The 21,921-nt window shown below is 49.6% G+C and carries 22 protein-coding genes; 19 read left to right on the forward strand and 3 right to left on the reverse strand.

Features of this window, described 5'->3' with window-relative positions; genetic code table 11:
* Positions 1–104: 104 nt before the first annotated feature.
* Positions 105–593 (reverse strand): DUF3299 domain-containing protein, encoded by a 489-nt coding sequence (locus CLV58_RS09595; RefSeq protein WP_106137584.1) that lies wholly within the window; start codon positions 591–593, stop codon positions 105–107.
* A gap of 98 nt (positions 594–691) precedes the next feature.
* Between CLV58_RS09595 and CLV58_RS09600 the strand changes: the two genes are divergently transcribed.
* From CLV58_RS09600 to CLV58_RS09625, 6 genes are all read left to right on the forward strand, one after another.
* A complete protein-coding gene (locus tag CLV58_RS09600) occupies positions 692–2,257 on the forward strand; it encodes a sensor histidine kinase (RefSeq protein WP_106137782.1) in 1,566 nt (521 codons plus the stop codon).
* The gene (locus CLV58_RS09605; RefSeq protein ID WP_483881772.1) at positions 2,244–2,915 is read left to right on the forward strand and encodes a response regulator transcription factor; all 672 of its coding nucleotides are present in this window, start codon (positions 2,244–2,246) and stop codon (positions 2,913–2,915) included. The genes CLV58_RS09600 and CLV58_RS09605 overlap by 14 nt, the downstream gene beginning before the upstream one ends.
* A 114-nt stretch (positions 2,916–3,029) precedes the next feature.
* Positions 3,030–3,665, forward strand: coding sequence for a peroxiredoxin (locus tag CLV58_RS09610; protein ID WP_106137586.1), 636 nt, complete (start codon positions 3,030–3,032; stop codon positions 3,663–3,665).
* Between the two features lie 94 nt (positions 3,666–3,759).
* Positions 3,760–4,017 carry a hypothetical protein gene (locus CLV58_RS09615; RefSeq protein WP_106137587.1) on the forward strand — a complete coding sequence of 86 codons (258 nt, stop codon included), beginning with the start codon at positions 3,760–3,762 and terminating at the stop codon, positions 4,015–4,017.
* Positions 4,018–4,136: 119 nt separating this feature from the next.
* Positions 4,137–4,919: a glycoside hydrolase family 25 protein gene (locus tag CLV58_RS09620; protein ID WP_211300836.1), complete on the forward strand. Its 783-nt coding sequence runs from the start codon at positions 4,137–4,139 to the stop codon at positions 4,917–4,919.
* Between the two features lie 69 nt (positions 4,920–4,988).
* Complete coding sequence (locus CLV58_RS09625) at positions 4,989–5,231, forward strand: hypothetical protein (RefSeq protein ID WP_106137588.1); 243 nt, start codon at positions 4,989–4,991, stop codon at positions 5,229–5,231.
* A 55-nt stretch (positions 5,232–5,286) separates the two neighbouring features.
* Here CLV58_RS09625 and CLV58_RS09630 read toward each other — a convergent pair whose 3' ends face one another.
* The gene (locus CLV58_RS09630) at positions 5,287–6,954 is read right to left on the reverse strand and encodes an ArnT family glycosyltransferase (RefSeq protein WP_106137589.1); all 1,668 of its coding nucleotides are present in this window, start codon (positions 6,952–6,954) and stop codon (positions 5,287–5,289) included.
* Positions 6,955–7,307: 353 nt separating this feature from the next.
* On the opposite strand from CLV58_RS09630, the gene pgi reads away from it, so the two are divergent.
* The 4 genes from pgi to CLV58_RS09650 all read left to right on the forward strand — a co-directional run bounded on the left by pgi (position 7,308) and on the right by CLV58_RS09650 (position 11,663).
* Positions 7,308–8,966, forward strand: a complete 1,659-nt coding sequence (gene pgi / locus CLV58_RS09635; RefSeq protein ID WP_106137590.1) for a glucose-6-phosphate isomerase — start codon at positions 7,308–7,310, stop codon at positions 8,964–8,966.
* A 145-nt stretch (positions 8,967–9,111) separates the two neighbouring features.
* The gene (locus CLV58_RS09640; protein ID WP_106137591.1) at positions 9,112–9,957 is read left to right on the forward strand and encodes a porin family protein; all 846 of its coding nucleotides are present in this window, start codon (positions 9,112–9,114) and stop codon (positions 9,955–9,957) included.
* A gap of 155 nt (positions 9,958–10,112) precedes the next feature.
* On the forward strand, positions 10,113–11,009 hold the full coding sequence (locus CLV58_RS09645) for a hypothetical protein (RefSeq protein ID WP_106137592.1): 897 nt from the start codon (positions 10,113–10,115) through the stop codon (positions 11,007–11,009).
* 87 nt (positions 11,010–11,096) lie between these two features.
* Positions 11,097–11,663, forward strand: a complete 567-nt coding sequence (locus CLV58_RS09650; RefSeq protein WP_106137784.1) for a precorrin-2 dehydrogenase/sirohydrochlorin ferrochelatase family protein — start codon at positions 11,097–11,099, stop codon at positions 11,661–11,663.
* Between the two features lie 8 nt (positions 11,664–11,671).
* On the opposite strand, the gene CLV58_RS09655 is transcribed toward CLV58_RS09650, so the two are convergent.
* Positions 11,672–12,673: a helix-turn-helix transcriptional regulator gene (locus CLV58_RS09655; protein WP_106137593.1), complete on the reverse strand. Its 1,002-nt coding sequence runs from the start codon at positions 12,671–12,673 to the stop codon at positions 11,672–11,674.
* A 149-nt stretch (positions 12,674–12,822) separates the two neighbouring features.
* Here CLV58_RS09655 and cas6 point away from each other — a divergent pair, with 149 nt between their 5' ends.
* The 9 genes from cas6 to CLV58_RS28320 all read left to right on the forward strand — a co-directional run bounded on the left by cas6 (position 12,823) and on the right by CLV58_RS28320 (position 21,907).
* Positions 12,823–13,638 (forward strand): CRISPR-associated endoribonuclease Cas6, encoded by an 816-nt coding sequence (cas6, locus tag CLV58_RS09660; protein WP_106137594.1) that lies wholly within the window; start codon positions 12,823–12,825, stop codon positions 13,636–13,638.
* Between the two features lie 349 nt (positions 13,639–13,987).
* Positions 13,988–16,585 carry a CRISPR-associated helicase Cas3' gene (gene cas3 / locus CLV58_RS09665; RefSeq protein ID WP_106137595.1) on the forward strand — a complete coding sequence of 866 codons (2,598 nt, stop codon included), beginning with the start codon at positions 13,988–13,990 and terminating at the stop codon, positions 16,583–16,585.
* Positions 16,586–16,587: 2 nt separating this feature from the next.
* Positions 16,588–18,435 carry a hypothetical protein gene (locus CLV58_RS09670; RefSeq protein ID WP_106137596.1) on the forward strand — a complete coding sequence of 616 codons (1,848 nt, stop codon included), beginning with the start codon at positions 16,588–16,590 and terminating at the stop codon, positions 18,433–18,435.
* A gap of 11 nt (positions 18,436–18,446) precedes the next feature.
* Complete coding sequence (locus CLV58_RS09675) at positions 18,447–19,424, forward strand: DevR family CRISPR-associated autoregulator (RefSeq protein WP_106137597.1); 978 nt, start codon at positions 18,447–18,449, stop codon at positions 19,422–19,424.
* A gap of 3 nt (positions 19,425–19,427) precedes the next feature.
* A complete protein-coding gene (locus CLV58_RS09680) occupies positions 19,428–20,105 on the forward strand; it encodes a hypothetical protein (protein ID WP_146141403.1) in 678 nt (225 codons plus the stop codon).
* A gap of 3 nt (positions 20,106–20,108) precedes the next feature.
* A complete protein-coding gene (locus tag CLV58_RS09685; protein ID WP_211300837.1) occupies positions 20,109–20,834 on the forward strand; it encodes a PDDEXK nuclease domain-containing protein in 726 nt (241 codons plus the stop codon).
* Complete coding sequence (locus CLV58_RS28960; protein WP_281257900.1) at positions 20,782–21,138, forward strand: PDDEXK nuclease domain-containing protein; 357 nt, start codon at positions 20,782–20,784, stop codon at positions 21,136–21,138. The genes CLV58_RS09685 and CLV58_RS28960 overlap by 53 nt, the downstream gene beginning before the upstream one ends.
* Before the next feature lie 4 nt (positions 21,139–21,142).
* A complete protein-coding gene (gene cas4 / locus CLV58_RS09690; RefSeq protein WP_106137599.1) occupies positions 21,143–21,652 on the forward strand; it encodes a CRISPR-associated protein Cas4 in 510 nt (169 codons plus the stop codon).
* Between the two features lie 93 nt (positions 21,653–21,745).
* A complete protein-coding gene (locus CLV58_RS28320; RefSeq protein ID WP_170108674.1) occupies positions 21,746–21,907 on the forward strand; it encodes a hypothetical protein in 162 nt (53 codons plus the stop codon).
* The last annotated feature ends 14 nt before the right edge of the window (positions 21,908–21,921 follow it).

Consider the following 21,921-nt stretch of genomic DNA (forward strand, 5'->3'; position numbering starts at 1 on the left):
CCGTGTGGCTAACGTTTAGCGTGGATGGTTCCGTGCGTATACGGCAAAAAAATAGCCCCGCTGATGTCTACCAGCGGGGCCAAAACGTATAGTAGGAAACAGGCTTACTGCTCGACCATTTCGGCGTCAGCCAGAATATAATTCAACTCGTAAATATTGTCGGCGTTGAGTTTCAGCGTACCATGGAAGGTCCGGCGTTCGTCGGTTTTGAACTTGCGACCCGCTTTCTTGAACTTCAGCGACACGACCGATTCCGGACCGGCACCACCGCAGAAGAAACAGGCGCTGTACGGAAAGGCCGACAGCACGTACAGGTTGGATTCCAGATCGACGGGTAACACGTAGCCTGTTAGTTCAACTGCCTTACCGTTAAGCTTTTGCACCCCTTGGCCGAAGGTTGGGTAAAGCATGTAAACCGATTCTTCAGCATACCATTTTTTCTTGAACGTGACATCGCGCAGCAACTCCCACGACAGCTTGACCGGCTCGGCAGCGACAGGGGTAGTGTTGGTGACAGGCCGTACGGGCGCAATCGGTGCACGGAACGAAAAAACGGCCAGGCTGACCAGCAGAAGAATGAAAAGACGATTCATGAGCGTTATGTTACCAGATGTTACCAGGACAAACGTGGGGTGAAATTACAATTTTTCTTTACATTTACTCAATTTTCAGCACTCAGATCCAATGGCCTGTGTCTGACCTACTCAACGATAACACGGAAACCTCGCGGGCAATTCCATTCCGATTCACTCGGCTTTATGTTTCACTGCTTGTCATCCTGTCGGTACTGCTGACGGTTGGCCAGACAGTGACGCAGTGGCGGCTAACCAAAGTTCGTAACGAATTGCTGTTCATTCGCTATGCGGCTTTTCAGCGGCACCAGAGCCAGCAGATCGTCAAGCAGGCGCTGCAAATGGCCGACCGCAACGAAGAAGATCGCTTCCTGGCCAATCAGTCCGAACTGCGGGCTGTGTTTCATGAATTTGAAAAAAGCCACATTCAGGGTCGGTCCGGTACCATCCCTAGCCTGAATATCAGCCTAACCAATTCCGACACCGTTCAGCAACTCTACCGCGCCATACAGCCCGAATTTCAGGCGCTTCAGCATGGTGTCCGGCACTTGCTGACGCTGAAGAACGTAGCGGAGATACAGACGCCACAGGCGCAGGCTAGCCTGAACCTACTGTTGGCGAACGAAAACCCTTTTCTGCGTAAAGTCGACACGATTATTCAGCTGTACAACAGCGAGTTGCGCACCCGTTTGCAGCAGCTTCAGACAATTGAGCTGTATCTGTACGGATTCACGATTCTGATGGTACTGGCGATTGGGCTGCTCATTATCCGGCCCGCTACGGCCCGACTCCGGCAAACCGTCGCCCAGCTTGTCGAAGCGGAGAGCCGGACGAAAGCCGCCAACCACCAGCTACGAACCGCGAACCAGTCGCTGCAGGAAACCCGGCAGCAATTATTCGAAGCCACCCGGCAGGAATACAAACGGGAAATCGACGAGCAGCGCATGCGTACGTCGTACCTGATCGCGGGGCAGGAGGAAGAACGAAAGCGGCTGTCGCGCGAACTGCACGACGGACTGGGCCAGATGATGACGGCGATCAAGCTGCAACTGGAAGGGCTGGAAGGGCTTATGAAGCGGCAGCACAAAGCCCAGCTGTCGACCGGTGAGGGACAGACGGTTAGCTACGACCGGAACATGGCTAATCTGAAACAACTGGTTATGCAGACGATTCAGGAGATACGGGCGATCTCCAACGACCTGATGCCAACCGTACTGAGCGATTTCGGGGTGCTGCCGGCGCTGAAAATGCTGACCGAAAGCAACCGAAACAGTGGCGTTGACGTTACCTTTGAAACAAGCTGTGTGCACCATATGGAAGGCAGCCTTCGACTCAACAAAGATGTCGAAATTATGCTCTATCGGGTGACACAGGAAGCCATCAGTAACGCACTTCGGCACGGCAAACCAGGCCACATCGTCGTTGAATTAATCGAACGTGACGACTATATCCACCTGATCGTAACCGATGATGGACGTGGTTTTGTAGTTAATGATGTCACCGCTATAAGCCCCATAAATCGGCCTGACGAGCGCAAAACACCCTCGCAGGGGCTACACAATATCCGCGAACGGGCGGAGTTACTCAAAGGAAAACTTAACATTCAATCAACGCCGGGTAAAGGCACGCGTTTACGCGTCAGCATACCCTATCAGATGCAATTTGCGCAGTATGACACCAACTAAATTGATGCTCGTTGACGATCACTCGATCGTTCGGGACGGAATCCGACTGTTGTTGGAACAGGCTGAAGGACTGGAAATAGTCGACGAAGCAAGCGATGGAGAAGAAGCACTCGAAAAGCTGAAAAACCACCAGGCCAATAATACCCAGCCTGATCTGGTGCTGATGGATATTTCGCTGCCCGGTATGTCGGGTATTCAGACGACGCAGGTTATCTCCCGGCTCTACAAGAGTGTACGGGTGCTGATGCTGTCTATGCATAACAACGAAGATTACATTCTGCGCTCCGTAGAAGCCGGGGCGTATGGCTATATTCTGAAAGATTCATCGTCGGACGAAATGGTCAAAGCCATCCGGATGATTGCCGGGGGGGATAAGTATTACAGCTCGCCCGTTGCGTCGATCATCCTCAACGGCTACATGCAGCAGCTGAAAAAAGGCAACCGGCAGGGGCGCGACGTGCAGCCGTCACGGCTGTCGAACAAGGAAAAGGAGATTCTCCAGTTTCTGGTCGATGGGATGAGCAGCCGCGAAATCGCCGAGCGGCTGCAACTGAGCGTTCGTACGGTCGATAATCATCGCGCCAACATGATGCGCCGGTTACAGGTACGGAATGCGGCCGAACTGGTGCGGATTGCCGTCGAGGAAAAGCTGATTTGAACTTTCCCCGTTTGTCCATATGTTTACCCCGTGAAACCGGTCAATAGCCGGTTTTTACATTTCTTGGTTACTATATTAACTTTATCGAGTTTGTAAACTAAACCGTTGAACACTATGTCACTCCGTCTTGGGGACATTGCTCCCGACTTTGAAGCCGATACAACACAGGGCCACATCCACTTCCACGAATGGCTGGGCAATTCATGGGGTATGCTGTTTTCGCACCCCGCCGACTTTACGCCCGTCTGCACCACCGAGCTGGGCCGCACGGCCTTGTTGAAAGATGAATTCGGCAAGCGGAACGTGAAAGTAATCGCTGTCTCAGTCGACGATCTGGACTCGCACAATCGCTGGACCCCCGACATCAAAGACGTAACGGGTACGGAAGTGAACTTCCCCATCATCGCGGATGCCGACCGGAACGTGGCGACCCTGTACGACATGATTCACCCGAATGCCAGCGAAAAAGCAACGGTGCGCTCGGTATTCGTGATTGGACCCGACAAGAAAATCAAGCTGACGCTGACCTATCCAGCCTCGACAGGGCGGAACTTCAACGAACTGCTACGCGTGATCGATTCGCTGCAGCTGACGGCCGACTATCAGGTCGCTACCCCCGCCGACTGGCAGGATGGCGACGATGTAATTGTCACGCCGGCCGTGTCAAACGATCAACTGGAAGGCAAGTTTCCGAAGGGGGTTACGTTCGTAAAACCTTACCTGCGCACTACTCCCCAGCCAAACAAATAGGTTTCGGTCGAAACTGGATGACGTGGTACGTTTTTCTAAACCCTGCGCGTGATCGGGCGGTTAACCTCAGCGTATAACTAAACGAACTCACGTCATGGCGAAAAACGATGGAACATCCGATAAAGAAGGCCCAATAGCCAAAGCAATCGAACGGCAAACCTCAAAACTACCTTCAGACTTGTTTCTGTGGTCGGCACTTGGTTCAATGGCCGTTTCGCTGTACTTGCAGGCACAGGGCGACCGCGATCGCAGCCTGTTTGTAGGGCAGTGGGCAGCACCGTTTCTGCTGCTGGGTCTCTACAACAAGATCGTGAAGCTGGAAGGCAGCGAAGGACCTGCTACCAACGAATAAGCACGCACATTTTTTAGAACGCCGGTCGGGCGGGGCGATGGTCGAATGGCTATTACCCCGCCCGACTGGCGTTTGTCCGTTACCTTTGCCGAAACGGGATGAAAAGCGAATAGCGTTATATGCGAATACGGGTGCTGTTGCGTATTGTACTGGAACGGTATGGATTGTGGCTGGTGGGCGGATTGTTGCTGCTGCTGACGATTATTACCGTTGTGCGGAAGGTTCGGCGCGAACCCGAGATGGATTGGAAACCGGTCAGCGCGTTTGGCATACAACTGCCCATGCGCTACACCATTCACGGGATCGATGTATCGCGCCATAACGACCGGATCAACTGGGAGCGGGTGCGGCAGGTAGAGTCGGACGGCGTACGACTTCAGTTCGTGTTTATCAAAGCAACGGAAGGCGCTACCCTGTCTGACCGGCATTTCGAACGAAACTGGGACGGGGCGCTGAAAGCCAACCTGCGCCGGGGGGCGTATCACTTCTACCACCCCACACGTGACCCGCTTAAGCAGGCAACCAACTTTATCCGGCGCGTCGAATTACAGTCCGGTGATTTTGCGCCGGTGGTCGACTTCGAGGTGGTCAACCGGCAATCGGATTCGACGATTATCAACGGCCTGCGGCTGTGGCTCGAAACGGTTGAGGAACATTACCACGTCCGGCCCATCATTTACACGAACGGAAATTTGTACAAGCGGTACATCAAGGGAAACCTGGACGAGTATCCGCTTTGGATCGCCGACTACTCAGCGGCCCATCTGCGGACCTATCCAGGTGATAATCTGTATCTTTGGCAGCATAACGATGCCGGTGCGGTACGCGGTATTCGCGGATCTGTCGACTTCAACGCCTTCGTTATGGACGAAGACGAACTGAGTACTATCTGTATGCCGTGAAAATTTTTTAACAATTTTTAAACAATACAAACGTATAGGCGTTCATGCTGACAAACCATATCAATTGACATGAACAAGAAACACCTGATTCTGGCACTGAGCTTTGCTTTCATCGGCGCAACATCGTTGACGAGCTGCGATTCGAAAAAAGAAAACAAAGCGGAAGAAGTACAGGAGCAAAAAGAAGATGTAATTGAAGCGCAACGCGAAGGGGATACCTCAGAAGTGCGCGAAGAGCAAAAAGAACTGGATTCAGCGCGCAAAGATTACCGCGAAGCTGTAGCCGATTCGGTTAAAGACGCTCACAAATAGTATATTTACGCAAGAGGAGCGGGGGCCGGCATCACTGTCGGTCCCCGCTCCTTTTTTATTGCTTCCGCTTGCGGAGGTAGAAAACAAAGCCGTTTTCTTCGCCGGTCTTGCGGACGTCGGGCAATGAGTCGAGCCGGGTAGGGGTGTCGGAGGCTTTGCGTATAAGCCATACGTCCCGATCGACGGGGCCGGTTAACAGCCATTCTTTGTTGTAATAATTTTTATTCTGTACCGGTTGCGACCGGGCATAGAAATAAGGGCCGTAGCTGTGGTAGTCGTACGTGCTGACGTAGACATCTTTGCCCTGTGCCCGCTCGAAAAAGCGCATCGCTGCGTCCTGCGAAATTCCTTCGATTCGCCCAACGTAGAACCAGAGCCCCAACGTCAGGAATACCGCCGTCCCACCGAAAAGAGTCAGCGTTGCAGCGCGGGCCTGCCGGTGGGTATACCCCCACAGACTGACACCCAGGACGATGGCCAGCCAGATGCCGGGGATGGTAGCCCACAATGTCCAGCGAACGTTGGCGTTCAGATTTCCCTGCGAAAACGCATCCTTATCCGCGAAGGCGCGCACAATGTCCATGTGTTGCGCCAGGATGGGCGTTCCCGTGAAGGCAATGACGAAAAGGCTTCCCACGACCAGCAGCCCCGTCAGCAGCCAGCCGTTGAACGCAATACGCCCCGTTTCGAGCTGCGACAGCGTCAGGGCCGCCAGATAGGTCAGCGGGAAATAGCACAGCGACGAGTAATGCACGATCTTGGACTGTACGATGCTGAACAGGATCAGCACAACCCAGAACAGAATCAGCATCCATTGGCGGAAATCGCGCTGGTAACTCCGTTCGAGGAACAGATTACCCTGCCCGCGAATGCTGAAGATCGACGCCGGGAAACAGCCGACCAGCAATACGATGACGTGGTAAAGCGGAAACCCACTGTGTCCCGCATCGGGTGTGCTGAGCAGCCGGATGCTGTAATCCAGAAAGGCCTGTCCGAAAGCGGGGCCATGGAGATAGGTTTCCAGGCCAAACCAGAGCGCCGGCAGCAGCATGGCCATCAGCGCAAAACCGGTGAACTGCAAGGGGGTAATGAACCATCGAAAGCGCCCCAGCAGCCAGTATACCCCCAGTACGAGCCCGACGACCAGAAACGCTACCGGTCCCTTTGTCAGAATGGCGATACCCAGCACGAGTCCACCCGTCAGCAGATACGACGTCACCGGCTTGGGAACGATCATCGGGCCAGCCTGCCGGTCGCGTTTCCACGACGCCAGGATAACGTTGACCAGCGATGCGAAAATGAACAGGTTGAAGAACGGGTCGATAATGCCCGATCGGAAGTAGAGGTGGGGCGTTACCGAACCGAGGTAGGCCAGCGCCCACAGGATACCGAAGCGGTGACCATGCAGCTTGTGGCCCAGGTTATAGAGGTAAATCAGTGTGATGATTCCGCAGATGGCGTTGGGTAGCCGGGCGGCAAATTCACCCACGCCGAAGATATTCATCAGCAGCGCCTGACACCAGAAAAAGAACGGCGGCTTCTCGTAGAAAGGTTTAAAATCGATGTGAACGCGCAGGTAGTCGCCCAGCACGGTCATTTCGCGGGCCGCTTCGGCAAAATTGATCTCATCCCAGTCGAATAGGCGCACGCCACCCAGGAAGGGGATGAACAACAGCGCACCCACCACGCCAAACACCACAGAATACGTTACTCGCTGATTCATGCAAACAGGAAGGGGACTGGACAGGATTACAGGATTGGCAGGATTTAATCGCACGATGAGTACGTGTCACTTAGTGGCCTGCTCTACCCCCACCCCCTGAAGGGTGCTTTGCTCGTCTATCGACTAAGCCCCCTTCAGGGGGTGGGGGGTAAGGAAATTTGCCAAAGAGCGGTCAGCTTCTTATAGTCAATCAACCTGATGCGCAGAACTAAAGAAAATCCCGTCAATCCTGTAATCCTGTCATAAACCTTGACATCTATTGGATAAAACAAGGGGGCAAAACTAGGGAAAAGCGCGTGGAGTTGCCCCAAATCCTCCGATATTCGCGCCGAACAAACGACCCCGAACGACCTATGCTTATCAACCGCCCCTTTACCGCGCTGCCCGCTTACTCGCAGCTACAGGAGCACTACGATCAGTTGAAAGACCGGCACATGCGCGACCTGTTCGCCGAAGATTCCAACCGGTTTACTACGTTTACACGGCAGTTCGAGGACATTCTGCTCGATTTTTCGAAGAACCGGATCACGCAGCAGACGCTCGACCTGCTGCTGCAACTGGCCGATCAGGCTGGCCTTGCCGATGCCATCAGCCGTATGTTTTCGGGCGATAAAATTAACCGAACGGAAGACCGGGCCGTACTGCACGTCGCCCTGCGCAATCGCAGCAACACGCCGATCATGGTCGATGGGGAAGACGTGATGCCCGCGATCAATGCCGTACTCGACCGGATGAAAACCTTTACCGAACGTGTTCGGTCCGGGGAATGGAAAGGCTATACCGGCGACACCATCACCGACGTCGTCAATATTGGTATCGGTGGGTCAGATCTGGGTCCGGTCATGGTGACGGAAGCCCTGAAACCATACGCCGACGATAAGAAGCTGCGTGTTCACTTCGTGTCGAACGTCGACGGGGTGCATATCTACGAAACCCTACAGCGCGTCAAGCCCGAGAATACGCTGTTCCTGATCGCGTCGAAAACCTTCACGACGCAGGAAACTATGACCAATGCGCAGACGGCGCGGCAGTGGTTTCTCGACAACGGCGGTTCGGAAGCCGACATCGCCAAGCATTTCGCGGCCCTGTCGACCAATCAGCAGGCTGTTGAAAAGTTCGGGATTGACCCGGCCAATATGTTTGGGTTCTGGGACTGGGTCGGCGGACGCTATTCGCTGTGGTCGGCTATCGGTCTGTCGATCGCGCTGTACATCGGCTTCGACAAGTTTGAAGAGCTGCTGGCCGGTGGTCATGCGATGGACCTGCATTTCCGGGATACGCCCCCGGCGGAGAGCCTGCCCGTTATGCTGGCGCTGGTCGGTATCTGGTACAACAACTTTTTCGGCGCGCAGACCCAGGCCATCCTGCCCTACGATCAGTACATGCACCGCTTTGCGGCTTACTTCCAGCAGGGCGACATGGAAAGCAACGGCAAATCGGTCGATCGCGACGGGAAGCCGGTAACGTGGCAGACGGGGCCGATTATCTGGGGCGAACCCGGTACCAACGGGCAGCACGCGTTCTACCAGCTGATTCACCAGGGAACCAAGCTGATCCCGTGCGATTTTCTGGCACCGGCCATCAGTCAGCGACCGATTGGCGAGCATCACAATATCCTGATGGCGAATTTCTTTGCGCAAACGGAAGCCCTGATGAACGGAAAAACGGCCGATGAGGTCGCTGATGAACTGCGTAAGGCTGGCAAAGATGCCGACGACGTTTCCTTCCTGACGCCGTTCAAAGAGTTCTCCGGTAACCGCCCGACCAACTCGATTCTGTTCAAAAAGCTGACCCCTCGTACGCTCGGTGCGCTGATCGCCATGTACGAGCACAAGATTTATACCCAGGGGATTATCTGGGATATTTTCAGCTTTGATCAGTGGGGCGTAGAACTGGGCAAGCAACTGGCCAGTCGTATTTTACCCGAATTAAAGGATGATACCAGCATCGACAGTCACGATGCATCAACAAATGGTCTTATCAATGCATTCAAGGCATTTCGGACGATTTAACGGACCCATATACGTCGTACAGCAGCCTGGCCCGCACAGGCAAAAATTAGAATAGTCTAAAACATTGCCTGGTAGTGGCCTGTTAATGGGGTGTAATTTCGATTACACCCTTTTTTTGTACAAACAGTAAAGAAACCAGCAACGTATGAAAACGCAAGCTACACTACTAGGCGTCATTCTGCTGACAGCAGGCATGGCTACCGCTCAGACAACGGAAAGTACGTCAACAACCACAACGTCGTACAACTACACAACCGCTCCGGTATCTGCAACCGATGCGACAAACGTCAGTTCAACAACGGTCAACACACCGACCAACATGAACGACAATATGACGGGCACGTACAACAACGCAGCAACGGCACCGAGTACTAATACCTACGGATCGACAACCGTGACGACAACGTCGACAGGAAATGACAATATGTCGACAAACAGACGTCGCAGCGATGACGATCGTCCCTGGGGTAAAGAAGGTAAGTTTGGTATCTACGCCGGTGTGAACGCATCGCGCTTTGTTAACGAACCCGTTCAGGACAACGCATACCGGCTGGGCTATCAGGTCGGTTTGTACGGCCGGTCGGCAGGTACCGTGTTTGGCCAAATCGGTGCTGAATTCCGTCGTTCATCGTCGAATCTGATTCGTACAGGCACTGGTTCAGGTACAACCGTAAGTAACACAAGTGGTCAGATTGATCAAACGTTCTTAGCCATTCCGGCCTATGTAGGTTTGCGTCTGGGTGGTGCGCTGGGTGTTCGCCTGCAGGTAGGTGCTGAGCTGGCTGCTCTGGTTGCAGTTGGTCAGAATAATTTCCAGTTGGGTCGTGACGATCTGAACCGCACGATCCTGAACGGTCTGGCTGGGGTTGGTATCAACCTTGGACCACTTACGCTGGACGCTAACTACAACCTGGGTCTGCAAAATGTATTCGACAATGGTGCGGATACCAAGCGCCGTATGCTGGCATTGAACCTCGGTTTCCGGTTCTAAACTGGCCAGTCACTTTGTAAAAACGGCCGCCCTCAACGGGGTGGCCGTTTCAGTAACTAACAAAAGGTAGGTCAACAGAACTGCCAAACAATCAGTCTACGGGTCGGTTTTAAACAACAGATAGTCCCATCGGACATAAACCAAGTCAACGTACTATGAAAAACTCTGCAAAACTTTGTCTGCTGCTTGCTGGCGTATGCAGCGCAAGCATCACCTACGGGCAACGCTACAACAACTACGACGATCGCAACGACCGGCCATCACCCCGCGATGAACGCCGGATGCGCGAAGATGACGAACGACGCATGCGTGACGAGATTGACGCGCGTCGCGACTACAACCGGCGTAACGAAGAATACCGGCGCTACGATAACCGGTACGAAGATCGTCGGGGTGACGACCGTAACAACGGCCGCATGTTTGATGAGCGCGATTTGAGCAAGGCTTATGATGAAGGATTCGAAGACGGGCAGCGGAGCGTAGAAGCGGAGGAACGGCGGGAACGTCGCGAAAACTACAAGCACTTCACCTTTGGTATCTACGCCGGTGCCAACTCGACCCGCTTTGCCGGCGAGACGGTCCAATCGAATCGGCTGGCCGGACGGCTGGGCTATCAGGCTGGTTTCTTCGTACGGGGTGGTGGCCGGGTTTACGGTCAGATCGGTGCGGAGTATATGACCTCAAGCTCTGATTTCTACCAGGCCGGCGACGGGGCCAGTTTGAAGGATATTACCTCGAACGTTGATCAGAAGTACATTCAGATTCCAGCCCTGATCGGGGTGAAACTGGCGCAGTCGGAGCGGGGTGTCTCGGCGGTGCGGCTGGCCGTTGGTGCGGAATATGCCGCTCCGCTGGGCGTCAACAACAACGCGTTTAACTTCCAGTCGGGCGATTTCCGGGCGGCTACGATCAACGGGATTGCGAACCTCGGTTTTGATGCGGGTCCGCTGCTGGTCGGTTTCACCTACCACTACGGTTTTGCGGACGTAATTGCCAATACCAGCAACACCCAGCGCCGGATTCTGAGCGTCAACGTGGGTGTGAAGTTTTAATAGCATCTGTTATTCGCGTAACTGCGTACCGTAAGTTTGTCACTGACCGGTACGCAGTTTTTTTGTACCCTAACCTGCCGAACGACTATGAATACGCTGTTCCCGATTTTTGTCAAAGCCAATCACCTGCATATTCTCATCGTGGGTGGGGGATACGTGGGGCTGGAAAAAGCAACGGCCCTGCTCGGCAACTCGCCCGACGCCCGCGTTACGCTGGTAGCCCCCGAGATTCGGGCCGAGCTGCGCGCGATGGCCGAACAGTATCCACTGCTGGAACTGATCGAGAAACCGTACGAAAGTCTGTATCTGAACGACAAAGACCTGGTCATCGTCGGGACCAACGACAAGGACGTAAATCGGCAGGTGCAGATCGACTGTAAGGCCCGCCGGATTCTGGTCAACGTCGCCGATACACCCGACCTCTGCGACTTTTACCTGAGTTCGGTCGTCAAGAAAGGCGACCTGAAAATTGCCATTTCAACCAATGGCAAGTCGCCAACCTTTGCCAAGCGCTTCCGGGAAGTACTGGAAGACATTCTGCCCGACAGCCTACAGGAAACGCTGGACAACCTGACGGCCATCCGCAATCAGCTCAAAGGCGACTTCGTCCAGAAAATGGAAAAGCTGAATGAGATTACTAAGGTGCTGAAGTAATTACCTGCTTACAGGACACTGCTCGAATCGCTGTAGCGGGACAGCGCCAACCGATGAAAATAGACCAGCTTATCAAGTAGCTTCGGGGGCGAACAAACCCGTACCGAACCACCCAGCCGGGCCAGTTCGTAAACTAGTTCATCGTTGATGATAATCTGTAGCTGTACCCGGAACTCGGTGTCGCTGTCGACAAGTATGTCGTCGTCCTGAAACGGATAAAACGGTTGTGCCCGAAAACGAAAGCCCTGCTCACGCGTGAAGGATAACACAACCGTTTCGGCCGGATCATCGTAGACAGCGACGCCCAGCGCCTGACGAAAGTAGGCTTCAGCATCGAACAGCGGTGGTGTTACGGTTGTATCCAGCCGTTCGATAGAGCCGGCAATAATCCGGTCCAGACCAAACACGCGTAATTGCTCATCGGCCAGCCGCCAGCCAACCACATACCACCGATTCCGGTGTTCCTTGACCACGTAGGGGTAGATCTGGTGCGTTTTCGTGACCTCGGTATCGTAGCGCTGATGCTGGAACTGCACAACCTGCCGCTGATGAATCGCCTGTAAAAAAGCATCGACCCATTCGCTCCCCTTGGTATACGGCACGGATTCAAAGAAAATGTATCGTCCGAAATCGTCGGCCTGACTACTGCGAAACCGAACGGCTTTGTCGAGTTTGTCGACCGTGCCGCGTAGATCATCAAACAGACTCAGGTGCTGAAATTGTTGCAGCGTCACCAGCGCCGTATGCAAGGTTGCCAGATCTTTGTCTGTAAGCGTTACGGTAGCCGCCAGTTCAAAAGGGTGCGTGTAGTAATAGCCCTGCTGCCGATAGTCATAGGCAATCGGTGCCCCATATTCCTCCCGTAAGAGTCGGATGTCTTCGCGAAACGTACGTTCTGAGCAACCGCACCGGTCAAGCAGGTCTGCCTTCGATTTGGGTTTGCCGCCCCAGCTAGTCAGGTAGTCATTGATTTTCTTCAGGCGTGCGTATTGGTTTTTAACGATGGGCATAAAAAAGTGTGGTTAGGCAAATAGATTGCCGTTTCAGAAGTCACCTTTGGGTCACGATTTACCTACCGTTGCCTAAACACAGGCGTTGAAACAAGTAAAACAACCGAAGCCGCCAATTTACCTTTCGCTACCCACGCCGATAAACAGATATGCAGTTCAGAATCACTTTAAAACCTGTCGCCCGCCAGACGCTTGTACCCTTCAATTACGCCTACCGATTGAGCGCGTTCATCTATGCCGTATTGGCGGAAGCTGATCAGCAGTACGCGACGTTTCTGCACGGCCAGGGCTACGAATATTCGAGTACACGCCGGTTCAAGCTGTTCACGTTTTCGGACCTGATTATCCCGAACGCGCGCGTCGATACCAGAGCGGGGGGACTGTGGGTGACAACGCCCCACATCGAATGGGTGGTTAGCTTCTTTATCGATAGCGCAGCCCAGCATTTCATCATGGGTCTGTTTCAGGACCAGCGCTGCGTTATCGCGACACCCAGACATCGTGCAGAGTTCATCATTGAGCGTGTCGAAGCCGTGCCGGTGGAGATTCCCACAAACACCATCCAATTGCGTACGCTCTCACCCGTGGTGATTGCCGAAAAGGATGAACGTGGCATGGATCAGTACCTGCACCCCGCCGACGTACAGTTCGGACCGTTACTGATCGACAACCTGCTGGCGAAGTGGAACAGCATTCCCCGGCCCGTTTTAGCGGGTGATTCGTCCACCGATGACTTTGTCACATCGGCAATAACCTACCGACTGCTACCCAGCCGGGAGCCCAAATCCAGGCTGGTCACGATCAAAGAAGATTCGCGGGCGGAGACGAAAGTGCGTGGCTGGTTCGGCTTCACGTTCGAGTTAAGCGGCCCGAAGGAGATTTTAGAATTGGCCGTGCTGGCGGGGATTGGGCGGTACAACGCCGAGGGGTTCGGGGCGGTGGGGATACAAAATAGCCCAGACTAAGCTGGGCTAATTCCTAGGTTGGTACGATTATAAGCCATTATGAGACCTATTTGACACATCAATCTTTCAATTCCATCCAGAATATGCGAAGATACAAAAATATCTGGATTACGTTAAATTGCTGATTTTCAGTAGTTTAAAAAATATGATTGATATATAAACTATTAGACACTTCAATTGGAAACTTTTACTGGTCTCTGTAGTTTTATGACCATAGCAGGATCAGTAGTAGTTGATAGCGGAAACTGAATCAATTTAAGAGGTAGCTTCCAAACCTACCTTGGACGAAGCCAAGTGAAGATTACTGTTTGCCAACGAGCAGTTCACTACTGACCTGTTTTTTTCTAATATGAAAGAGTTCTATCAACAGCTTCTGGGCAATCAATTCGAGCCGTACGATTATCAAATTCGAGTTGCAGAACTACTATTATCCGGTAGAAATGTGATTTTGTCTGTACCAACAGGAGCGGGTAAAACTTGGGCTTCGGTTATGCCCTTTCTGTATGCTCGGAAAAAATCTTTAACTGATTTTCCCGCTAAACTGGTCTATAGTTTGCCGCTACGCAGTTTAGCTAACTCAATACATGGTGATCTGACAAATGAGAAACTTAAAAAGAAGCTTGATGAACTGGCTGGTACAGCGATAAAAATACAGACGGGTGAATTTAGTGACGATCCTTACTTTGAAGCTGACTTTGTTTTCTCAACCATTGACCAAACGCTAAGTAATTTCTTGTGTTTTCCACTGCCTTTGTCACGGGCACAAGCTAATCTAAACGCAGGGTCTTTGATTGGTAGTTACTTGGTTTTTGATGAGTTTCATTTGCTCGATGAAGACCGATCGATGACTACCACAATCGGTTTATTAAAAAAATTGGAGCAAGTGAGCCGGTTTTGTATCATGACGGCTACACTAACTAAAGACATGATGCAAAGCTTGCAAAAGCATTTAGCTAATTGCGAGATCGTGACACTGGACAATTTTCCTCAGGACAAGCCAAAAATTCATTCATTACGTGCTCCTGAAGGTAAAGTCAAACGTAGTCTTTCTCTTAAGAAAAACCCAATTACAGTTAGTAATATTGTAGCAGATTATAATGCCTCGTCTAAAATGAAATCTATTGTATTATGTAATCGTGTAGAGCGGGCGCAATTACTATATCAGCAGTTAACAGATTATTTCGTTGACAAACCTAATCCACCTAAAGTTATCTGCCTTCATTCTCGATTCATAGCCAGAGACCGCCAAGAAAAGGAAACTGACTTGAAACAAATATTCGGGAAAGAAAGCCCTCCTACCAACGCCATCTTAATTTCTACACAGGTTATTGAGGCCGGAATGGATATTTCTTGTGATGTAATGCATACGGAAATATCACCAATCAACTCATTTCTTCAGCGTATAGGCCGCTGTGCTCGATTCGGCGGTGAATTTGGTCAAGTCTGTGTATACCCAATCCTAGATGAAGCAGACGATTCATCGTATAATGATTTGCTCAAAAGAGACGATTTGACAAAAGAGGATAAAAAAGAAATCAAGCGGATGCAAGACGCTTATCTACCTTATGATCGGACGCTTTGCGAACAAACGATCAGTGCTTTACGAAGCTACAACTACATTGACGAGTCAGTAGCAAATAGCCTAATTGAGAATCTGTTGGGAGATAAAGAGCGAGCTTTATTCAATAAGATACGAGAGGGTAATTATAGTGGTATTGTCCGTAGCTGGGAGGAATGTGCCAAGAATGCTTACCGAGACTTAGTTCGGGATATTCAGAGTGTCAACGTAGTGCTAGTTCATGAGAGCGATAAAAAGAAGGTTGAACGAATTCCATTTGCATATGAAACAGTGAGCTTATATAAATGGACATTAGTAAAATGGCTGAATCAAGCGAAGGAACTTGCTAACTACAATGAAGATGACTTGGCTTGGTGTCTGAAAGATCCCGATATTATAGACGACGACGAACAACCAACTCAAACATTACAGCGTATTCCAACTGCTGACTTCGAAAAAATACCAGACAAGATTTTTCTGAATGCAGACTATTTCGGGTATGATTCGTCTATTGGGCTCAACAACTTTTTGATTAATACTTATGGCCGAACGTCGCGCAAAGCTGAAAGGAAAGCGAATAAAGAAGAATTTGGTCCGCTTAAGAAAGATACTTTTTCGCAGCATACTCTAGGTTTATTATCGTGTTATGAAAAGGAATTTAGACAGCAGTCACTCTACACACGAAATCAATTTGCAACGTATTTCGAACAATATTTTCATATCAAAAATCTGACTGCTGAACGAATTGATGAATTTGTTAGACTAATGATTTTGTATCACGATTATGGTAAATTGAACGAAGCCTGGGCTCATTCTATGTGCCGATATCAAGCCGCAAAAGAAGAGTTAAAAATTTTACCCCTTGCTGATCGTAGCGCAAGACTTCAGGTAATACTTGGCACAGAAGAGAGAAACAGTCCTAAATATAAAGGATACTTAGCCCATTCAGATTTTGACCGAAACAACGAAGATGACAAAAAACTATCTGATAAATTTTTGAAAAATCGGCCACCTCATGCTAGTGTAGGTGCCTGCGTAATCCTGCGGGTGCTTAGCGAGTGGGCCACTTTACATCAGATTGAAGGGGATGCCTTCGATTACTTAGTGATCGCTGTTGCTCAGGCAATTGGCCGCCATCACAGCGCATTGATTAAAGGTGACTCTATGCCGTTTACAATTAGTCCCGAAGCACATAAAGGTTTCCTTAAACTTTCCCAATCACAGGGTTTCGACTTTACGCCACCGCTCAGCACACTCCGCGATAATGTACTTAAGCAACCTTTTCCAGAAGGAGTAGAGTCATTTTACCTCTGGTTGGTGCGTATTCTACGTTTGTGCGACCAGAAAGCAACTGCAAACCTAAGCACCTACCTAAATGCTAACCTTTAGTCATGATCTACACAGTTCTTAAACAATCTGGTACTTACGCTGAAACGCTGGAATGGCTTGGGTTCGGCTATTTCTTGCAAAAACTGTGTGGTGAGTTATACTGTAACGAAGACGTGCGAATCATGCTTAGCAACGAACCGCATCAATACTGTATTTCAGTTAATCGGGACATCACTCAGGCCGACCTCGCTACGTTGTCTTACTTCTGGGTATTACCCTTCATCAAAAAAGAAGCAAAGACGCCAACACCGGAAGGCATACCACTTGCTGAGTTACGCAATTATTCTAAGCAGAAGGATATTCGAAACCGGAGAAGGGCTGAGCGTGAAGAGATTCAAAAAGATAAAACTCTCTCAGGACTGGAGAGGAAGTTAAAGCTTAAAGAGTTAGCAATACTGCATTCTTCAGAATTAGAAGAGCGGTTAGACTTAGATTTTGATGTGTACCGGGAAATGGTACGAAATCCCTATCCGGCTTATCTAAAGTTATTTGAAAATTTTAATAACAACCGAGCCGATTTTAGACAACTGATATGGGAAATACTTTCTCATTACACTAAGATCGGAAGTGTAGTAAAAAGCCATATTAAAACAATAACCGTTAAAATAACGGCCCAACAGCTTTATAGTCCTAATCAAGGAAAAGGCTCGAATCGTGAAAAAGCGGATGGTCCTAAAGCCGAAAATCTGGATGGATTTTGGATACCTGAGACAATGAAGTTGGCAGGTGCCCTACAGACCATGTTTTGTCAATACGTAAAGGTAGGAACGGGCTTGGACCTAAAAGTTAACGTACCTGAATTTAATGAAATAGAATATCAACAGGTCAATAAACTGCTAAGCTCTTTCAAGAAGACATTGACATCAAACTCTGCTATCAAGGTTGATATTCTTAATGTACTGGCGTTTTGCAAAGCGTTTATTGAAAACAGTCCAGAGTATAATAGCAATTCCGGCTGGCGACGGATAAAAATTACGAATTCGATGAACGGCTTTTACTCAGTTATTCAGAAAGACCTCGGGCAGAATCGTGCCGTTGTAAATATGTCTTTCTTAGGCATACCTACTTTTATCGAGTATCGAAACGTCGATGAAGCAGAAACGTGGCTTACCATTCTAAATGAGCAAGGATCTATTATCAAAAGCATCGAAGAGCAAGGAGATAGTATTGATGGCCTTCGTGCCTATCGCTCTTTTTTGAGTGGATCTGATTTAAATAATTTTTTTCAGTTCAGTACCTTTTATGCAACATATCTAACGCGCGAGTTAGCCGCCGAACACTATTATGTAAAACCTTTTAATACTGAACATCTAAACCAATTTTTCAGCAGTATGAGTACTGAAACGCTCAAGCTTGAGGAAATCATCACAAACCCTGGCTTCATCAGTGTTGCAAGAGCAATACGCAACAGCACAATCCGGCTCCAATTTAAACCTAAAAAGGAGCGGAATTTTAATGTCCGGTACGGTTTGTCTCAAGAACTACAAACTAAGTCGAAGTCAACAGATGACTTAGCTACGTTTATTGGCGAATTTGTTTCTTCGTACAATACAGAAACAGCACGTTCGCGTGAAAAACTCTTAGACAAATTCGATTCATGGAATGCTATCCCTGATCATCTCAAAAAAAGCCAGAGAAGTGCGGTCGAAGACGATGAAATAGCAAGCTTTTACATGCTATTGAATAAGTATGAGAAATCACCTCGGCTTATTGGTGCAATGCTGGCAGCCTATGGCTTTGCACGAACAAAATGGGATAATACATCAGGAAGTAAAGCCCAGGATGCCTCAAATGAACCCGATAATACCGACGACGGAACTGAAGTAGAAGAAACGGACATTGATTTTTAACTAATATTCACATGACATCCCAAACCATTTCGTCCATCGCCATCAGTGGCGAGATTACTCTCAATTTACATTCTCTCAATAATGAGGGCGGTGAAGGTAACCAAATCGTGACCCGCCAATTGACCATTGTTGATAAGAACGGCGAAGAACACACGGTCAATGGTATTAGTGGCGATATGTTCAAGCATATACATGCGGGCCATCTTGTTAACCTGGCCAAAGAAAAGTCAGAACAACTTCCACTCTGCCGAAATTGTCAGGAGTTTAATGCTAATCGGCTTTCAGACGGTCGTGAACTTGGTGAGCGTTTTAAAACTCCAAAAGAAACGAAAGATCGTGAAGTGGTTGACGCCATAATCGACACTTGTGTGATTGATGATTTACATGGTGTTTTAATTACAAGCATTGGTTCAACTAATAAAAACGTACCTCGTAAATCAGTAATGGAGTTTGCTTGGACGGTTGGTATACCCGGTAAGACCAACACAGAAAGCTACCTCCATGCAAAGTTTGTTCCTGACCCGACAGATGTGCGGGGAGAAGCGGGTAATTCAGGGCAAAACCTGTTTCATCGGCCTGCTAATCACGGTGTGTATGCTTTCGTCTGCAGCCTCGATGCTTACCGAATAGGCTATAATGATATTACTCGTAAGTATGTCGAAGCAGATTCAGTTGATCGTCAGGAACGGTATAAGGCGGCTGTACAAAGCTTAATCAGTACGTTCCTAAATCCACGTGGCGCAATGACCAGCAGTCAAAAGCCACACATTACTGATTTTAAAGGTGTAGTATCTGTTTCAAGTCGCTCACTTCCCGCGCCTACAATCAGTCCGTTGAATGATGATTACAGAGAGCAAATTGATAAAATCAGTCAGGAGTTGAATAAACTTGAACCAGACGCTATCCGAACAATGCGATTTGAGAATCTGGGCGAATTAGCGGAGATTTTAGTTGAGATCGCAGGCTATGAACCTTATGAATTAGGCTAGAGTATGGCAAGGCTTTCCGCTACGTTTCAACCTGCTGCGTTATTCTCACTTAAAGACAGCGCGGCTACAAACTCAGGAGCTAAATCACTGCTCTTGCCAACGCCTTATGCAATTAAAATGGCTCTTCTTAATGCAGCTATTACGTATGGTGATGAATTAGATGCTTTGTCTGAAAAGAATAGTTCTGTATTCGCTTTCGTGCGGGATGCTAAGATTAGCTATGCTATCCCGGAAGACATTAGCTTTTGCGTAAATAATACATTTATCAAGATTTTGAAACCAGCTCGTGACGAACCTGGCTATCAAAAAACAGTAAGTTTCAGAGAGTACGTTAACATTACTCGTTCAATAACGATTGTGATTGACTTAGCAGATGATGTGGCCGTTCCTTTCTGGAAATCTTATTTACATAAGGTTGGCTACTTTGGGAAGCAGGGGTGTTTTTTTCAGTTTTCTGGTTATGATGAACCAATTGGAGAAGCTAATGTATTACCCTTCGCTCTGAGTGCTGGAAGTATTAAACCGGGCGTCTTACAGGCATTTGATGACTTTAATGAAACAGCTACATTCGATATGGTCAATAGCTTTTCCTCTACTAAGCCAAAACGAAAGACAATTGTCTATTTGATACCGGTGAGGGTACGTAAGTCGTCAAAGAGTTTTACGCATTACAAAATGTAACCCATGCAGCAACCTACCTACCCCGACTTTCTTTCCTCGATCAAAACCCGCATCCAGCAGGCGCAGTATGATGCGTTGAAGGTGGTCAATCAGCAGTTGATTGGCTTGTACTGGGATATGGGGCGGATGATTGTGGAGAAACAGGAAACGGAGGGATGGGGCAAATCGGTGGTAGAACAGTTGTCAAAAGATTTGCAGGCGGAGTTTCCCGGAATTAGCGGATTTTCAACAGCTAATCTCTGGCGGATGCGTAGTTTCTTTCTGACATATCGGGATATACCAAATCTCGCACCATTGGTGCGAGAAATTGCCTGGTCGCACAATGTGCTCATTCTGGAGAAATGCAAGGATGATTTGCAGCGGGAGTTTTATCTGAAAATGACCCGCAAATTCGGCTGGACAAAGAACGTGCTGGCTAATCAACTGGCGGGGCAGGCTTACGAGAAATACCTGCTCAACCAAACTAATTTCGAGCAGACCGTTCCTGAAACGTATCGGCAGCAGGCTAAGCTGGCCGTTAAGGATGAATACACATTCGGCTTTCTGGAACTGGCTACCAGCCATAGCGAGAGCGAGCTTGAGAACGCGATCATCCGTAACGTTCGCCGGTTTTTACTAGAAATGGCCGGGCCGTCGCTACGGAGGGTACTATGCCTTTCTGGGGAATCAATACCGGCTGGAAGCAGGTGGGCAGGAGTACTTTATCGATTTGCTACTTTACCATCGTAAGCTACGTTGCCTGGTCGCGCTGGAGCTGAAAATTGGCGAGTTCAAACCCGAATACGCCGGCAAAATGCAGTTCTATCTGGCGGTGTTGAACGATACCGTTAAACTTCCCGACGAAAACGCATCCATTGGGATTATCATCTGCCAGCATAAGAATCGAACCATCGTGGAATATGCCCTGAAAACAACCGACCAGCCCATCGGCGTATCGGCTTACACGTTTCAGGAAGAGCTTCCGCAGGAGTTTCAGCATTTGTTGCCCTCACCCGAAGAAATCAGAGATCGTTTACAAGTACTGGATCTGTAGTCTCATGTCCCACACCAACGCCACCCTGATTAACTACTACCACCTCTGTCATCGGAAGATGTGGCTCCACGCGAACCATATCCGAATGGAGCACACGTCGGAAGCCGTTGCGGAGGGGAAGCAGTTGCACGAACAGGCGTATCCCCAACGCGCCGAACGATACCGCGAAATCATTCTCGACGGCTCAAAGATCGACTTCTACGACCCGTATGATAAAGTCGTTCACGAGATGAAAAAGTCCGACAAGCTGGAACATTCGCACGTAGCGCAGGTGCAGTTTTACCTGTATCTGCTTCGTAAAAACGGCATCGAAGGCGCTACGGGGTTGATCGAGTATCCGAAGCTGCGGCAGACGCAAACTGTCCGGCTGGAGAAGGAAGACGTGCCGATGGTGGAAGCCTGGGTGCAGGATATTGAACGGATCGTGGAATCTGAACAGTGCCCGGATCGGATCACCAAAAGCAAATGCCGGTCGTGCAGTTACTTTGATTTCTGTTATGTTGAAGATGAGTGAGACTGGGCATGGGGTGACAAGACGTGTGTCTGTTCTCTCCGCTTTCTTCTGTTTTTCCTTTTTTATGAAATACCCTCGTCAATCCTTGATGGGTTGGCTTTTGACAATATCCTTCTCATCGAACAGGGTTTGCGGCTTATTGACGTAGGCATCTCGGCCTTGAAAGCACAGGTAGGCGACCGTATATATGAGAAGTACCTCGAAATCGAACGAGACGAATTGATTCAGTTTCGGGATTATTTTCTGAACCGATAAGTGATTCCAGGAGA

Origin of the sequence: Spirosoma oryzae (assembly GCF_003002825.1) — a bacterium.
GTDB classification, from domain to species: Bacteria; Bacteroidota; Bacteroidia; order Cytophagales; family Spirosomataceae; genus Spirosoma; species Spirosoma oryzae.

Excerpts from the sequence above, each read along its gene's own strand:
- CLV58_RS09630 (WP_106137589.1), bottom strand. The coding sequence starts at position 6,954 with ATGAATCAGCGAGTAACGTATTCTGTGGTGTTTGGCGTGGTGGGTGCG.
- cas3 (WP_106137595.1), top strand. The coding sequence starts at position 13,988 with ATGAAAGAGTTCTATCAACAGCTTCTGGGCAATCAATTCGAGCCGTAC.
- CLV58_RS09670 (WP_106137596.1), top strand. The coding sequence starts at position 16,588 with ATGATCTACACAGTTCTTAAACAATCTGGTACTTACGCTGAAACGCTG.
- CLV58_RS09645 (WP_106137592.1), top strand. The coding sequence starts at position 10,113 with ATGAAAAACTCTGCAAAACTTTGTCTGCTGCTTGCTGGCGTATGCAGC.
- CLV58_RS09605 (WP_483881772.1), top strand. The coding sequence starts at position 2,244 with ATGACACCAACTAAATTGATGCTCGTTGACGATCACTCGATCGTTCGG.
- cas4 (WP_106137599.1), top strand. The coding sequence starts at position 21,143 with ATGTCCCACACCAACGCCACCCTGATTAACTACTACCACCTCTGTCAT.
- CLV58_RS09680 (WP_146141403.1), top strand. The coding sequence starts at position 19,428 with ATGGCAAGGCTTTCCGCTACGTTTCAACCTGCTGCGTTATTCTCACTT.
- CLV58_RS09650 (WP_106137784.1), top strand. The coding sequence starts at position 11,097 with ATGAATACGCTGTTCCCGATTTTTGTCAAAGCCAATCACCTGCATATT.
- CLV58_RS09685 (WP_211300837.1), top strand. The coding sequence starts at position 20,109 with ATGCAGCAACCTACCTACCCCGACTTTCTTTCCTCGATCAAAACCCGC.
- CLV58_RS09615 (WP_106137587.1), top strand. The coding sequence starts at position 3,760 with ATGGCGAAAAACGATGGAACATCCGATAAAGAAGGCCCAATAGCCAAA.
- pgi (WP_106137590.1), top strand. The coding sequence starts at position 7,308 with ATGCTTATCAACCGCCCCTTTACCGCGCTGCCCGCTTACTCGCAGCTA.
- CLV58_RS09625 (WP_106137588.1), top strand. The coding sequence starts at position 4,989 with ATGAACAAGAAACACCTGATTCTGGCACTGAGCTTTGCTTTCATCGGC.
- CLV58_RS09655 (WP_106137593.1), bottom strand. The coding sequence starts at position 12,673 with ATGCCCATCGTTAAAAACCAATACGCACGCCTGAAGAAAATCAATGAC.
- CLV58_RS09595 (WP_106137584.1), bottom strand. The coding sequence starts at position 593 with ATGAATCGTCTTTTCATTCTTCTGCTGGTCAGCCTGGCCGTTTTTTCG.
- CLV58_RS09620 (WP_211300836.1), top strand. The coding sequence starts at position 4,137 with ATGCGAATACGGGTGCTGTTGCGTATTGTACTGGAACGGTATGGATTG.
- CLV58_RS09610 (WP_106137586.1), top strand. The coding sequence starts at position 3,030 with ATGTCACTCCGTCTTGGGGACATTGCTCCCGACTTTGAAGCCGATACA.
- CLV58_RS09640 (WP_106137591.1), top strand. The coding sequence starts at position 9,112 with ATGAAAACGCAAGCTACACTACTAGGCGTCATTCTGCTGACAGCAGGC.
- cas6 (WP_106137594.1), top strand. The coding sequence starts at position 12,823 with ATGCAGTTCAGAATCACTTTAAAACCTGTCGCCCGCCAGACGCTTGTA.
- CLV58_RS09675 (WP_106137597.1), top strand. The coding sequence starts at position 18,447 with ATGACATCCCAAACCATTTCGTCCATCGCCATCAGTGGCGAGATTACT.